We start from the raw sequence: 13,310 nt of genomic DNA on the forward strand, positions 1-13,310 counted from the left end.
GGCCTTGTGCCGGGGTCCACCGGGACGCGAGCGCAAAGGGCGCAGTACGCGCGTCACGGTGGGCCCCGGCACAAGGCCGGGGTGACGAAGGCGCTCTAGTTCAGCGCTTGCGCGACCGCCCCTTGGTCATCGGATCGGGTTTCACCGGCTTCTTCCAGCCGGGGGGCGGCGTCATCCGCTGCTGGCTCGTCCCCAGCCCCATCGCGCCGGGCTGCTGGCGGATCAGGCCGACGGTTTCTGCATCAGCCGCTTCCTCGGCACTGGCGCCACCCCGCAACAACGCAAGCTGATCGCGCAACCGCCGCGCCTGCTCGAAATCGAGCGCCTCCGCCGCAGCTTCCATTTCCAGGCGAACGCGTTCGATCTCATCCATTTGGCGTAAACGCGGCGGAACGCGCTTAGCTCCGGCGTGGCCTCTTCCCACCAACCTGTCACCCCGGGCCTGTCCCGGGGTCCACCGCACCGCGAACTCGACCGCCCGAGCATGGCATCTCGGCGGACCCCGGGGACAAGCGCGAGGTGAAGGGAGAATGATGGTTCCGCCGCTACCCCACCCGATTCCCACTCGCCGCCCAGCGCCCCTTGAGCATCGCCCCAACAAACGCCGGCACCCCCGGCCGCACCAACAGCCAGTCGCGGAGCGCCGGCCCCCGCTCCGCGCCGAGCGTCGTCTTGTAACCACTATCCCCCGCGCCCCAATCGACGCTGCGCAGCCCCGCCGCCCGCGCGCGCACGAGATTGCGATAGTAAAGCAGCTTGCCCGGCGAATGCCTGGCGAACGCCGGGTCGTAACTGTTGGCGATCGCATAGCGCGTCGTCCCCGCGTCGAGATCGAACGAGAATGCCGCCGGCGCGCCATCGATGTTCAGCACCGCAGCCGACAGCATCCCCGCCAGCAGCGGATCCCGCGCCACCTCGCGCCAGAAGGCGCCGTGGCCCGCGCGCGTGAACTTGGCATCGCGCCCATCGGTCTTGGCCGTAATCCAGCTCTTCTGCTCGACCGCCGCGAGCTGGTCGAACGTCGCATCCCAGTCGCGCGCCCCGACGAAGCGCCAGTCGAGCACGCCCTGCGCGGCCAGCGTTTTCTCATGATAGCGGTTCTTGCGCAGCGTCGATCCGCGCGGCCAGTCGGGCTGCTGCAAATCGAGCAGATAGCTGTCCGCCACGAACCGATCGAGCACCGCCCACCCCTTCGCCCGCGCACGCGGCAGTAGCGCGGCGAGCGCCGGATCGCCATCGACCAACGGGCCGATCCGCAAAGCGTTGACGCTGCGCGCCAGCGTGTCGAGCACCGCATCGAGCGCGGGCACATCGGCATGGCGGTGGATCGGAAAGCTGCGAAACGGCCAATAGCTTCCCGGGATCGTCGCGACACGCGCGATCGCCGGGCCGACGCGCACGAACGGCAGCGCGATCACCGGCAGATCGTCTTCCTCGACCAGGATCGTCCGCGCAGCACCGCCATAGGCCGCAAGCGCCGCAGCATACCAGGCGTAGCGCAGGAACGCATGGCTCGGCGCCGCCGCATCGGCTACGAGGTCGATCGCGCCCGACAGCCCCGCGCCCACGCTCGCACGCGTGCGCGACGGCAGCCGGGTAAAGTCCGAGAGCAGCATCGGCTTGGTCATCGCGCCGAGTCTAAGCCCACGGGGTTACCAATCTGTGGCCAACGGGTTGCGCCCGCGTCGGCCGCATCGCACAAAGGGCCATCATGAACCCCTATCCCGCCGTCTCGACGATCGCCCAGACGATCCAGCTGTCGCTTTCGCCGATCTTCATGCTCGCCGCGATCGGCCAGTTGCTCAACGTGCTCGCAGGGCGGCTGGCGCGCGTGGTCGATCGCGCGCGCGTCGTCGAGGAATGGCACCCGCTGTCGAGCGGCCCCGAACATGACCGCCACGTCTGGGAGTTGCGGCTGCTCGACCGCCGCATGACGGTGATCAACCGCTCGCTCGTGCTCGCGGTGTCGAGTGCGGCGATGACGTGCATCGTCGTCGCCTTGCTGTTCGTCGCCAGCCTGTTCGCCCTGCATATCGGCACCGTCGTCGCGGTGATCTTCATCATCGCGATGGCGCTGTTGATTGCCTCGCTGTTCGGCTTCCTGATCGAGGTGCGCATCTCGCTCTCGGCGATCCACGTCCGCGACGAACTGCTCGAACGCTGACTTGCCCCCACCGTGGAAGGATCGCCTCCCCCTAGCCGACTGCCTCCCCTCCCTGGAAGGGAGGGGTCGGGGGTGGGTCGGCCTAGGGCAGGTGTCCGGCCGAACAACGGGCCGACCCACCCCCAGCCCCTCCCTTTCAGGGAGGGGAGTAACTTCAGCGCGCGCCATCCAACCCAGGCCCGGCATCGTTGGTCATAGCGTACGTCGGCACGACGCGCGCATGCGCCGCCTGCTCATAAACATACCCCGCGTTGAGCACGCTCTGATCCTGCCACGCCGTCGCGATGAACGACAGCCCGACCGGCACCCCGCGCACCAGCCCCATCGGCACCGTCAGATGCGGATAGCCCGCCACCGCCGGCAGCCCGGCAGCACTCGGCCCCTCGCCGCCATCGCCCGACACCGTGTCGGACAGCCACGGCATCCCGTAAGTCGGCGCAACGATCAGCGTCGCGTTTGCATTGGCAAGCATCGCATCGATCCCCTCCTTGCCCGCCAGCCGCAGCGATTTCGCGCGCGCGCCGAGATATTCGGGATCGGTCAGCCCCCGCGTCTGTTCGGCCACCTCGAAGGTCTCCTGCTGGAAGAACGGCATTTCGCGCGCCGCTTCGGCGCGATCGAAGGCGATGACATCGGCGAGCGTGCGCGTCTTCACCGCCTGCGGGGTGGTGGCGAGATAGGAATTGAGATCGGCCTTGAGCTCGGTGTGCAGCACCTGCGACTCGGCCGCACCCAAGCCCTCGAGCTTGGGCTGCACGACATCGACCAGCACCGCGCCCTGCGCCTTGAGGACCGCCAACGCTGCGGCATATTGCGCCTTGAGCAGTTCGGGCATGTCGGGATGCAGCACCGCCACACGCACGCCTGCAAGCGATGCGCTCGCCAGCGGCGCCGCGAAATCATGCGCATATTTCGCCGTGCCCTTGGTCGCCGGATCGGCCGGATCGACGCCGATCATGCCGTTGAACAGCAACGCTGCGTCCTTCACGCTCCGCGCCATCGGCCCGGGCGTATCCTGGCTATGGCTGATCGGCACGACATGCGTGCGGCTGATCATGCCGAGCGTCGGCTTCAACCCGACCAGCCCGTTCATCGCCGACGGACACACCACCGACCCATCGGTCTCGGTCCCGACCGCGACCGCGGCGAAGCTCGCCGCGACCGCCGCGCCCGACCCGCTCGACGATCCGCACGAGGTCCGGTCGAGCGCATAGGGATTGCGCACCAGCCCGCCGACCGCGCTCCACCCGCTCATCGAATGCGTCGAGCGGATATTGGCCCATTCGGACAAATTGGTCTTGCCGAGGATCACCGCGCCCTGCTTGCGCAGACTCGCCACCAGCGGCGCGTCGCGCAGCGTGACATTGTCCTTGAGCGCAAGGCTCCCCGCGGTCGTCGCGATCGGATCCTTGGTCTCGATATTGTCCTTGATTAGCACCGGCACGCCGTCGAGCGGCCCGAGCGGCCTGCCCGCCTTGCGCCGGGCGTCGGCGGCGCGCGCCTGCGCGATCGCATCGGGATTGGTCGCGATCACCGCGCGCAAGCTCGGCCCGGTACGATCCATCGCCGCAATCCGCGCGAGATAGGCCTGAGTAATCGCCGCGCTGCTCGTGCCCGACGCCATCATCGCCTGGACCTGATCGATCGATTTTTCGGCAACGTCCGGAAGCGTCTGCGCGTGCGCGGCTCCGGCAAGAACGGTCGAAAGCAACAGCGACAGCGTGAAGCGCATCTTGGTCTCCGGTCGAGCGACGCAGCCAGACCGGCGCGCCCTTACGCGATCATGGGTCATCGCTGGATCGGCGACAAGCCGATCGTCACCGCCGAACAGCGCAATTTCAACGCGCCCGCGCGCCCTACCCCTGACATGAAAAGAGGCTGCCGATGCCCTCATCAAGGACATCGGCAACCTCCTGACATGGTCAGCGGCCGGAAGCTCCAGCTTGGAGGACCATGCGTACCGCAAAGCCTCGACTCTAGGTGGCGTTGATTGGGGGAGAATACCCCCCGCCCCAGCGTCGCAGGACTAGCCTTAAAGGCCTAGCGGTGCGTCCTCCGAACGAACTGAACCGACCCCATTGCTGAACCATGAGACATCGGATCACCTCCTTTCGCTAGTTAAAACAGCGTGACCAGGCCTGGTCACGACTCGTGTTTGAATCATATTTTTGGGTGAAACAAGTCTTGTAATATCGCCATGTTTCGACGATTCTCTTCCGCCTGCCCGAAGCGCATTCGTCCGCGCCGCGCGGCCCCCGATCAGCGGCGGCAATCCTCGGTAACGCGGCCGACTTCGGCCCAGGCGGGAACGACCAGCGTCGGCATCCCCGACTGCTCGACCAGGAACCGCCCACGGCTGAACGCCATCGCATCGAGGATCGGATCGCGTGGGGTCAGCGCGGTCGCGACATAGGCCGGCGCGCCCCCCGTCGGCTGAACCGTCACGCTGCGCGCCAGGCCCGAAGTGCGCAGCGTGAGCGGCGCGCTCGCCCGCCCCTGCCGCGAGAGATAGACCATGTTGGTCTGGCGATCGCAGCGCAGCGTCAGCAGTGCGTCGACACCCGGCGTCCCGAACAGCGCGATCGATCCGCGCGCATCGACCCGGTAGCTCCAGTCGCCCGGTGTCACCGGCCAGTCGCGCCAGTCGGCGGCTTGCGCGACGGGCGCGGGCGGCGGCGAAACCGGACGCGGCGGCGCGACGCGAGGCGCCACAGCGCGCGGCGGCGTGGGAGAGCCGACACACCCGGCAAGGATGGCAAGCGTGGCGAAAACGGCGCAGCGTGCGGGGGCGAAGCGAGCGGGAATCAGCGACATGGCAGGTCTATGCGCGAAGCGACCGCCCCGCTCAACCGCTCCCGCCTGCACCCACCCCGAATCCGCGTCCACTCGCACCGGCCGAGCCAAGCTGTGCGCGGGAACCCGCCCCCGGGGTTCGATCGTTGAGCCGACATGGAACCGAGGCGGCCCGAGCGCCGTTACGCTCGCGACACGAAGGATGAAATTCATGGCCCAGACCGAACCGACCCAATTGCTGCTCCAGTCGAACAAAGCCGACACGATGCCGATCCGCAGCCGCGACGGCGACAAGATCGGCACGCTGTTCTCGCTGATGGTCAACAAGCGCACCGGCCGCGCGGTCTATGCGGTGCTGTCGATCGGCGGGTTTCTCGGGATGGGCAAGGCCTATTACCCGATCCCCTTCTCGCTGCTCGCGTTCGATCCGGTCAACGACACCTATGTCGTGACGATCGACCGGCGCGTGCTCGAGGGCGGCCCGAGCTGGGCAGCGAATGCGCCCGAGTTCGACCAGGCCTATGCCGACCGGGTTTCGAAATACTACGATGTGGCGAGTGAGGATCTGTCGCTGGGTTAAGGTTTAGAAACGTTCAACGACCCGCGAAGCAGCTTCAAGGCGGTGTGCTTTACGTTCTGCCTTCCAGAACACCCGCTTATATTTTCGAAGATGCACCCACCATTGCGGGGCGCGGGTCAACTGACCTTTACGAACATGCGCCATAAGTCACGCCGCGAACTTAGCGGTGCGATGGCGCGGTTCCGGGATCGGGTAGCCATTCTCCCGAGCGCCCTCGAGCCATAGCTCCATCGCGATCTGCAGTTCTGCTATCGCCTCGACCGGCGTATCCGCATACGCCGAACACGTCCCCAAATCGGGAACGTCCGCAATCCAGCAGCCATCCTCGTTCGACCAGAATAGGTTGATGTTGTAATGCGGTGTCATCGGTCGTCGATCGTTAGTCCATATTGTTCGATCATATCGAGAAATTGGCGAATTTGATAGCCCTTGGCGTCCTTACCTTGCGGCTGAACCACCAGCATCCGCTGGGCGATCGGATGCTTGTAAGATCGGTGGCTTCCCTTCTGCCGAACTGGCAGAAAACCGAATGCCAATAAGAGCCGTTCGAAATCACGAAACGACAACGACGCTCCAGGATTGTCGGAAACGGATACAAACAGTATTGCAATTTTCGTCACGGCTCACACCCTATGCTTGCTGTTCACACAACAAGCTCGTGAAGGAGTTCAGCCGAGCTTTGAATCGACACTACTATAAATGATATTCTGCAGCAAGGTCACCGCGCCCGCCGCGAACTCCCTGCCATCCCAGCCCGCATCTTCTGGCTCTTGCCATACCGCGTCTTGCGCGTCCCCGGCTTGCCCTCGTTAGAACGCCCCATAACCGGCGCCTTCTGCTGCTCGACCGGCAGCCCAAGCTCTTTCTGCTCCAACTGTCGGATCTCATCGCGCAGACGCCCGGCCGTCTCGAACTCGAGATCCGCCGCAGCCGTCCGCATCTGCTTCTCGAGATCCTCGATATACGCGCGCAGGTTATGCCCGACCATGTGCGGCCGGTCCTCGTCGATCTCGATCGTCACCTGATCGCGCTGCGACACGTCCTGAATGATGTCGCCGATGTTGCGGCGGATCGTCGTAGGCGTAATGCCGTGCTCGGCGTTATACGCCAACTGCTTCTCGCGCCGCCGCCCGGTTTCGTTCATCGCCCGCTCCATCGAGCCGGTGATGCGATCGGCATAGAGGATCACGCGACCGTCGACGTTACGCGCCGCGCGGCCGATCGTCTGGATCAGCGACGTCTCCGAGCGCAGAAACCCCTCCTTGTCGGCATCGAGGATCGCGACCAGCCCGCACTCGGGAATATCGAGCCCCTCGCGCAGCAGGTTGATGCCGATCAGCACGTCGTACACGCCGAGCCGCAGATCGCGGATCAGCTCGATACGCTCCAACGTCTCGACGTCGCTGTGCATGTAGCGCACGCGCAGGCCCGCCTCGTGCATGAACTCGGTGAGATCCTCCGCCATCCGCTTGGTCAGCGTCGTCACCAGCGTCCGATAGCCGAGCTCGGCGGTCTTGCGCGCCTCGACGATCAGATCCTGCACCTGCTCCTCGACGGGCTTGATCTCGATCGGCGGGTCGATCAGCCCGGTCGGGCGGATGACCTGCTCGGCGAACACCCCGCCGGTCTGCTCCATCTCCCACGCGCCCGGCGTCGCCGAGACGTAGGTCGTCTGCGGCCGCATCGCGTCCCATTCGTTGAAGCGCAGCGGCCGGTTGTCGATCGCCGACGGCAGGCGGAAGCCATATTCGGCAAGCGTCAACTTGCGGCGGTGATCGCCGCGCGACATGCCGTTGATCTGGCCGACGGTGACATGGCTCTCGTCGACGAACAGCAGCGAATTCTCGGGCAGATACTCGAACAGAGTGGGCGGCGGCTCGCCTGGCATTCGCCCGGTGAGGAAGCGCGAATAATTCTCGATCCCCGCACAGGACCCGGTGGCCGCGATCATCTCGAGATCGAAATTCGTCCGCTGCTCCAACCGCTGCGCCTCGAGCAGCTTGCCCTCGGGCACGAGCTCCTTGAGCCGCTCGGACAGCTCGAACTTGATCGCCTCCATCGCCTGCTTGAGCGTCGGCCCCGGCGTCACATAGTGCGAATTGGCATAGACGCGGACCGAATTGAGGCTCGCGATCTTCTTGCCCGTCAGCGGATCGAACTCGACGATCTCCTCGATCTCGTCGCCGAAGAACGAGATCCGCCACGCGGTGTCGTCATAATGCGACGGGAACAGCTCGAGATTGTCGCCGCGCACGCGGAAATTGCCGCGCTGGAAGGCGGCGTCGTTGCGCTTGTACTGCAACGCCACGAGCTTGCGCACGATCTCGCGCTGGTCGACCGTCTGCCCCTTCTTGAGGTCGAAGATCATCGCCGAATAGGTCTCGACCGAGCCGATGCCGTACAGGCACGACACCGAGGCGACGATGATCACATCGTCGCGCTCGAGCAAAGACCGAGTGGCAGAATGCCGCATCCGGTCGATCGCCTCGTTGGTCGAGCTTTCCTTCTCGATATACGTGTCCGAGCGCGCGACATACGCCTCGGGCTGATAGTAATCGTAATAGGACACGAAATATTCGACGGCATTGTCGGGGAAGAACGACTTCATTTCCCCGTACAGCTGCGCCGCCAGAATCTTGTTCGGTGCAAGGATCAGCGCCGGCCGCTGCACCGCCTCGATCACCTTCGCCATGGTGAAGGTCTTGCCCGAGCCCGTCACGCCGAGCAGCACCTGATCACGCTCACCCGCCTGCGTCTGCGCGACGAGTTCGGCGATTGCGGTCGGCTGATCGCCCGCGGCGGTATATTCGGAGGCGAGCGTGAAGCGCTTGCCCCCTTCGGCCTTGGGCGGACGCGCCGGGCGATGGGGGACGAAGCTCTGCCCGGTTTCGGGCTCGTCGAGACTGGTGCGAATCTGGATTGCCATAAGTCAGCAATATGGGAAGGAACACCGCAACAGACAACGCACGCCGGCAGCCGGTGCGCGCACCCCCGGGGAGATTCTTCCATGACGTTCCGTACGCTGGCCACGCTGCTCGCTTTGCCCACCCTCGCGCTCGCCGCCTGCTCGCCCTCGGGCCCGGTCAAGCGCCAGGCCGGCAGCTGGTCGCAGAAGATCGAGATCCTCAAGCTCGAGGGCCGCGGCGCGACGCCCGAGACCAAGACGCAGATGCAGAAGATGTTCGATTCGATGGCGGGCACTTCGGTCTGCCTCACCCCCGCTGCCGCCGCCAAAGAAGATTTCGGCAAGGCGATGGAGCAGATGGCGTCGCGCGGCCAGAACTGCACCTTCGACAAGAAGGAGGTGTCGGGCGGCACGATCCATGTCGCTGCTACCTGCAAGCAGCCGACCGGCGGCACCGTCAAGATGACGATCGACGGCACCAACAGCGCGACCAAGCAGGACATGACGATGCAGACCGAGGGCTATGCCGTGGGCGGAGCCAAGGAAGGCACGATGCAGATGCACATCACCTCGACCCGCGCCGGCGACTGCAAGCCCGGCGACATCACCCCGCCCGACGCGCCGGCGGCAGGGCCCGCGCCGGTCGCCCCCGCCGCCAAGCCGTAAACGCAAGGGGCGGACTGATCGCGGTCGCTTCGTCACCCCGGGCTTGTCCCGGGGTCCACCGGGCCGCAAATTCTGCGGCGGCGGCATCGGCGTCATGGTGACCCCCGGCACAAGGCCGGGGTGACGGTTTTGGGGTCTACCGGCCCCTACCCCACGCGCCGATACGCCACCCGCCACATCGTCCAGCCGATCAGCGCCGCAACCGCCGCCAGGATCAGGCTGGTCGCGATCGCGCTCATCCATCGATACAGCAACGTCTGCGCGTCCCCCGGCGGCATCGCGAAGATGCCAAAGCCGTAAGTCTGCCCGCCAAGGAACAGCGCGAAACCGGCGAGCGCACCGACGCTCACCGCCATCCACGGGCCGCGTCGGCCGAGCGCATGGCAGACGATCCAGATCGGCCCGCCGATCGCGACCGCCGCCATCGCGGTAATCACCGCGCCGAGGAGGAAGCCGATCAGCATCGGAAACGGATCGAACCCGCTACCGATCGAAACCAGCACCGCGGCGAACAGCCCCCCGACCACGCCCCCCGCCCCAAGCGCGAGCCCCGCGCGATCGAGCGATGCTTCATATCCCGCCGGTACCATCGATGCCGCCACGTCAGATCCCCCCCGCGCGGCTTAGCATCCTCCCGCGCCGCGCCCAAGCAGATCTCGTTACGTATCCGTACCTAGCTTGTCCTGAAATACGCGAGCCGATATCGTACGCCGCCCGCTCGGTCGATCCGTCGAACCCGCGCACCACGACTGCGGTTCACAGGCTGCCGACCAAGGCGAGCACGACACCGATCGCGACCAGTACCAACCCGGCGACCTCGCTCCGGCTGGTCTTCTCGCCGAGATAGAAATGCGCGAACGCCATGGTGAAGGCGACCTCGATCTGCCCGACGATCCGCACCAAAGCGACCGGCGCCGAGGCGAACCCGGTGAACCAGCACGCCGAGGCGACCGACGACATCAGCCCGACCTGCCCCGCAACCCGCCATTCGGAGAAAACGCGGGCGACCTGCTCGCGCTCGCGCAGATAGACATAGGCGCCCTGCAGCACCGTCTGCACCGCGACCGTCACCGCAAGCACAATCAGCGCGGCGCGGATATGATCCGGCGTGCGCACCTCCTGCGTCGCGGCGCGGATGCCGATCGTCGTAAGCGCGAAGGCGAAGCCCGAGGCGATCCCATAGCGCGCCGCCGGCTGCCCGAGCGCGCGCAGGAAGGCGAGCGGCGACATCCGCTTGCCACCCGTCGACAGCACCATGACGCCCGCCACGCCGAAACCGATGCCCGTCCAGGTCGACGCGCTGAGATGATCGCCGAGCAGCAGCACCGACAGCAAGGCGCTTTGCACCGCCTCGGTCTTCGAATAAGCCGTCCCGACGACGAAATTGCGCTCTCCAAACGCCATCAGCAGCAAGTTGGTGGCGATGATCTGCGCGATCCCGCCGCCGAGGCAGAACGGGAGAAACCACGCGCCGAGCGCGGGAAACGGCGCCGGCGCCACGAAATATTGATACCCGACGACGAGCAACACCGCGACCGGCAGGCCGTAGAGATAGCGCACCAATCCAGCGGCATTGACCGACAGCGTGCGCGAAACGCGCCGCTGCACCGCCGTCCGCCACGCCTGCAACGCCCCGCCGATCAGCGCGGCGGGGAGCCATAGGGGCATCATGACGCGTAACCGCGGCGTAGACCGGAGCCGCCGCACAACCCGTCGCCCCGGCGCAGGCCGGGGCCGCTGCGTTCGGGGCACCCGGTTCGCAAAGCAACCCAGCGGCCCCGGCCTGCGCCGGGGCGACGATCGGGGCTAGTTATTGATCGTCTCCCATAGGTCGTCCCAGTTCGGATTGGCCTCGACGATCAGGCGGCATTTCCACACGCGGTCCCAGTCTTTCAAGCGCTTCTCGCGAACGATGGCGTCCTCGATCCGCTCGTGCGGCTCGATATAGACGAGCCGCGTGCACCCCCACTTCCGCGCGAACGCTGACCCCCGCCCCTCGCGATGTGCCTGGATGCGCGCGATGTCGGCGGTCACGCCAACGTACAACACGCCGAACGCCTTATTGGTCATGATGTACGTGTAACCGCCCATCCCCCACCCCCGTCGCCCCGGCGAAGGCCGGGGCCGCTGGAAAACGTAGCGGTACCTAGATCATCGGTCACACCCAACAACCTCGCGGCCCCGGCCTTCGCCGGGGCGACGGTCAGGAAAGCCGCAACCCCTCGCGCTCAGTCTCCGACCCCCAGCTTTCGAGCCAGCCAATCGTTTCCGCAGCAGTGAGATGCCGTCCGGTTTCCTGATACGCCGTCCAGGCATCCAACGCCTCTTGCCGGAAGCCTTCGCGCGCCTCTTCGCGATCGACATATTCGCGAATCGCCTCGCGCATGATCCAGTGCGCCGAGCGGTCGCGTTGCTGCGCCAGCGCCTGGATCCGGCCTTTCATTTCAGGATCGAGCTTCAGCCACGTCGCCATGACATCCACCTCGGTAGTTAGAGGTACTACCCTGTACTAATAGCGGATCGCGACCTGCCCGACAATCGCCCCGCTCAGGCCAGCAACCCCTCGCGCGCGATCTTCTCCTTCCACACCAGCGGCGCCAACTGATGGACGTTCGCCCCAGTCGAATCGACCGCGACCGTCACCGGAAAATCCTCGACCTCGAACTCGTAGATCGCCTCCATCCCGAGATCCGCGAAACCGACGACCTTCGAACCCTTGATCGCCCGCGCAACCAGATACGCCGCCCCACCGACCGCCATCAGATAGGCCGATTTGCCCTCGGCGATCGCCTTGGTCGCATCCGGCCCGCGCTCGGCCTTGCCGACCATCGCGAGCAGCCCCTGGTCGAGCATCATCCGCGTGAACTTGTCCATCCGCGTCGCCGTCGTCGGACCCGCTGGTCCCACCACTTCGTCACCGACCGGATCGACCGGCCCGACATAATAAATCACGCGCCCGGCGAAATCGACCGGCAGCGGCTCGCCCGCATCGAGCATGTCCTTGATCCGCTTGTGCGCGGCATCGCGCCCGGTCAGCATTTTGCCGTTGAGCAGCAGCCGGTCGCCCTGCTTCCAGCCCTGCACCATCTCGGGCGTCAGCGTGTCGAGATCGACGCGGATCGCGGCGCTGTCGGGCTGCCAGTCGACCTTGGGCCATTCGTCGAGCTTGGGCGCCTCGAGGAAGCTCGGCCCCGAACCATCGAGCACGAAATGCGCATGGCGCGTCGCCGCGCAATTCGGGATCATCGCGACGGGCTTGCCCGCGGCGTGGCACGGCGCGTCCATGATCTTGACGTCGAGGATCGTCGACAGCCCGCCCAGCCCCTGCGCACCGATGCCGAGCGCATTGACCTTGTCGAAGATCTCGATCCGCAGCGCCTCAATGTCGTTGCGCGGGCCCCGCGCCTTGAGCGGCCCCATGTCGATCGGCTCCATCAGCGCCTGCTTCGCGAGCAACACGCAATGTTCGGCGGTCCCGCCGATCCCGATGCCGAGCATCCCCGGCGGGCACCACCCTGCCCCCATCTGCGGCAGCATCTCGAGCACCCAGTCAACGATCGAATCGGACGGGTTCATCATCTTGAACTTCGACTTGTTCTCGCTGCCGCCGCCCTTGGCCGCGACATCGACCGAGACGCGCGACCCCGGCACCATGTCGACGTGGAGCACGCACGGCGTATTGTCCTTGGTGTTGCGGCGCGTGAAGGCGGGGTCGGCGAGCACCGACGCGCGCAGCTTGTTCTCGGGATTGAGGTACGCAAGCCGCACGCCTTGATCGACGATCTCCTGCAGCGAGCGGCTGGTATCGTCGAAGCGGCAGTCCATGCCCCATTTGATGAACACGTTGACGATGCCGGTATCCTGGCAGATCGGGCGATGCCCCTCGGCGCACATCCGGCTGTTGGTCAGGATCTGCGCGATCGCATCCTTGGCGGCGGGCCCCTGCTCGGCGTCATACGCTTCGCCCAGCGCGCGGATATAATCCATCGGGTGATAGAAAGAGATGAACTGCAGCGCGTCGGCGACGCTTTCGATCAGATCGGCTTCGCGGATGATGGTCGTCATGGGGCTACTCCTGTCGCCGCGGCCTTAAGGCCAAGTCCGCCGCGCGCCAAGCCGTCCGCCGCGCGGCCCCGCGAAGCGATCTTGCCGCGACCGTCGGCACACAAGGATTTTAGAAAGGATCACGCCGTATAACCGCA

General features: G+C 66.0%; 15 protein-coding genes. 3 read left to right on the forward strand and 12 right to left on the reverse strand.

The window, feature by feature from the left end:
* Positions 1–100: 100 nt before the first annotated feature.
* Positions 101–373: a UvrB/UvrC motif-containing protein gene (locus tag EAH76_RS18205; protein WP_140851692.1), complete on the reverse strand. Its 273-nt coding sequence runs from the start codon at positions 371–373 to the stop codon at positions 101–103.
* Between the two features lie 172 nt (positions 374–545).
* On the reverse strand, positions 546–1,628 hold the full coding sequence (locus tag EAH76_RS18210) for a GNAT family N-acetyltransferase (RefSeq protein WP_140851693.1): 1,083 nt from the start codon (positions 1,626–1,628) through the stop codon (positions 546–548).
* A gap of 83 nt (positions 1,629–1,711) precedes the next feature.
* On the opposite strand from EAH76_RS18210, the gene EAH76_RS18215 reads away from it, so the two are divergent.
* Positions 1,712–2,164 (forward strand): DUF2721 domain-containing protein, encoded by a 453-nt coding sequence (locus tag EAH76_RS18215; protein ID WP_140851694.1) that lies wholly within the window; start codon positions 1,712–1,714, stop codon positions 2,162–2,164.
* 154 nt (positions 2,165–2,318) lie between these two features.
* Here EAH76_RS18215 and EAH76_RS18225 read toward each other — a convergent pair whose 3' ends face one another.
* Complete coding sequence (locus EAH76_RS18225; protein ID WP_140851696.1) at positions 2,319–3,896, reverse strand: amidase; 1,578 nt, start codon at positions 3,894–3,896, stop codon at positions 2,319–2,321.
* Between the two features lie 527 nt (positions 3,897–4,423).
* Positions 4,424–4,978 carry a hypothetical protein gene (locus tag EAH76_RS18230; protein WP_140851697.1) on the reverse strand — a complete coding sequence of 185 codons (555 nt, stop codon included), beginning with the start codon at positions 4,976–4,978 and terminating at the stop codon, positions 4,424–4,426.
* 190 nt (positions 4,979–5,168) lie between these two features.
* Here EAH76_RS18230 and EAH76_RS18235 point away from each other — a divergent pair, with 190 nt between their 5' ends.
* The gene (locus EAH76_RS18235) at positions 5,169–5,537 is read left to right on the forward strand and encodes a PRC-barrel domain-containing protein (protein WP_010185384.1); all 369 of its coding nucleotides are present in this window, start codon (positions 5,169–5,171) and stop codon (positions 5,535–5,537) included.
* Between the two features lie 147 nt (positions 5,538–5,684).
* Here EAH76_RS18235 and EAH76_RS18240 read toward each other — a convergent pair whose 3' ends face one another.
* The 3 genes from EAH76_RS18240 to uvrB all read right to left on the reverse strand — a co-directional run bounded on the left by EAH76_RS18240 (position 5,685) and on the right by uvrB (position 8,463).
* Entirely contained in the window at positions 5,685–5,903 is a 219-nt protein-coding gene (locus tag EAH76_RS18240) for a type II toxin-antitoxin system HicB family antitoxin (protein ID WP_140851698.1), read from the reverse strand.
* A complete protein-coding gene (locus EAH76_RS18245) occupies positions 5,900–6,157 on the reverse strand; it encodes a type II toxin-antitoxin system HicA family toxin (RefSeq protein WP_140851699.1) in 258 nt (85 codons plus the stop codon). Before EAH76_RS18245 ends, EAH76_RS18240 begins: the two co-directional genes overlap by 4 nt.
* Before the next feature lie 98 nt (positions 6,158–6,255).
* On the reverse strand, positions 6,256–8,463 hold the full coding sequence (gene uvrB / locus EAH76_RS18250) for an excinuclease ABC subunit UvrB (RefSeq protein ID WP_140851700.1): 2,208 nt from the start codon (positions 8,461–8,463) through the stop codon (positions 6,256–6,258).
* Positions 8,464–8,544: 81 nt separating this feature from the next.
* Here uvrB and EAH76_RS18255 point away from each other — a divergent pair, with 81 nt between their 5' ends.
* Positions 8,545–9,108 carry a DUF3617 domain-containing protein gene (locus tag EAH76_RS18255; RefSeq protein ID WP_140851701.1) on the forward strand — a complete coding sequence of 188 codons (564 nt, stop codon included), beginning with the start codon at positions 8,545–8,547 and terminating at the stop codon, positions 9,106–9,108.
* 146 nt (positions 9,109–9,254) lie between these two features.
* Here EAH76_RS18255 and EAH76_RS18260 read toward each other — a convergent pair whose 3' ends face one another.
* From EAH76_RS18260 to EAH76_RS18285, 5 genes are all read right to left on the reverse strand, one after another.
* Positions 9,255–9,710 carry a hypothetical protein gene (locus EAH76_RS18260; RefSeq protein WP_241659776.1) on the reverse strand — a complete coding sequence of 152 codons (456 nt, stop codon included), beginning with the start codon at positions 9,708–9,710 and terminating at the stop codon, positions 9,255–9,257.
* A 154-nt stretch (positions 9,711–9,864) separates the two neighbouring features.
* Complete coding sequence (locus EAH76_RS18265; protein WP_206667905.1) at positions 9,865–10,779, reverse strand: EamA family transporter; 915 nt, start codon at positions 10,777–10,779, stop codon at positions 9,865–9,867.
* A gap of 135 nt (positions 10,780–10,914) precedes the next feature.
* Positions 10,915–11,199, reverse strand: coding sequence for a GIY-YIG nuclease family protein (locus tag EAH76_RS18275; RefSeq protein ID WP_140851702.1), 285 nt, complete (start codon positions 11,197–11,199; stop codon positions 10,915–10,917).
* 112 nt (positions 11,200–11,311) lie between these two features.
* Entirely contained in the window at positions 11,312–11,581 is a 270-nt protein-coding gene (locus EAH76_RS18280) for a CopG family ribbon-helix-helix protein (protein ID WP_140851754.1), read from the reverse strand.
* Positions 11,582–11,655: 74 nt separating this feature from the next.
* On the reverse strand, positions 11,656–13,173 hold the full coding sequence (locus EAH76_RS18285) for a fumarate hydratase (RefSeq protein ID WP_140851703.1): 1,518 nt from the start codon (positions 13,171–13,173) through the stop codon (positions 11,656–11,658).
* Positions 13,174–13,310: the final 137 nt, after the last annotated feature.

This window comes from Sphingomonas glacialis, assembly GCF_006439055.1.
Taxonomy (GTDB): Bacteria; Pseudomonadota; Alphaproteobacteria; order Sphingomonadales; family Sphingomonadaceae; genus Sphingomonas; species Sphingomonas glacialis_A.

What these genes read in the sequence shown, in the direction of transcription:
- EAH76_RS18205 (WP_140851692.1), bottom strand. Translation starts at nt 373, where the DNA reads ATGGATGAGATCGAACGCGTTCGCCTGGAAATGGAAGCTGCGGCGGAG.
- EAH76_RS18210 (WP_140851693.1), bottom strand. Translation starts at nt 1,628, where the DNA reads ATGACCAAGCCGATGCTGCTCTCGGACTTTACCCGGCTGCCGTCGCGC.
- EAH76_RS18215 (WP_140851694.1), top strand. Translation starts at nt 1,712, where the DNA reads ATGAACCCCTATCCCGCCGTCTCGACGATCGCCCAGACGATCCAGCTG.
- EAH76_RS18225 (WP_140851696.1), bottom strand. Translation starts at nt 3,896, where the DNA reads ATGCGCTTCACGCTGTCGCTGTTGCTTTCGACCGTTCTTGCCGGAGCC.
- EAH76_RS18230 (WP_140851697.1), bottom strand. Translation starts at nt 4,978, where the DNA reads ATGTCGCTGATTCCCGCTCGCTTCGCCCCCGCACGCTGCGCCGTTTTC.
- EAH76_RS18235 (WP_010185384.1), top strand. Translation starts at nt 5,169, where the DNA reads ATGGCCCAGACCGAACCGACCCAATTGCTGCTCCAGTCGAACAAAGCC.
- EAH76_RS18240 (WP_140851698.1), bottom strand. Translation starts at nt 5,903, where the DNA reads ATGACACCGCATTACAACATCAACCTATTCTGGTCGAACGAGGATGGC.
- uvrB (WP_140851700.1), bottom strand. Translation starts at nt 8,463, where the DNA reads ATGGCAATCCAGATTCGCACCAGTCTCGACGAGCCCGAAACCGGGCAG.
- EAH76_RS18255 (WP_140851701.1), top strand. Translation starts at nt 8,545, where the DNA reads ATGACGTTCCGTACGCTGGCCACGCTGCTCGCTTTGCCCACCCTCGCG.
- EAH76_RS18265 (WP_206667905.1), bottom strand. Translation starts at nt 10,779, where the DNA reads ATGATGCCCCTATGGCTCCCCGCCGCGCTGATCGGCGGGGCGTTGCAG.
- EAH76_RS18275 (WP_140851702.1), bottom strand. Translation starts at nt 11,199, where the DNA reads ATGGGCGGTTACACGTACATCATGACCAATAAGGCGTTCGGCGTGTTG.
- EAH76_RS18280 (WP_140851754.1), bottom strand. Translation starts at nt 11,581, where the DNA reads ATGGCGACGTGGCTGAAGCTCGATCCTGAAATGAAAGGCCGGATCCAG.
- EAH76_RS18285 (WP_140851703.1), bottom strand. Translation starts at nt 13,173, where the DNA reads ATGACGACCATCATCCGCGAAGCCGATCTGATCGAAAGCGTCGCCGAC.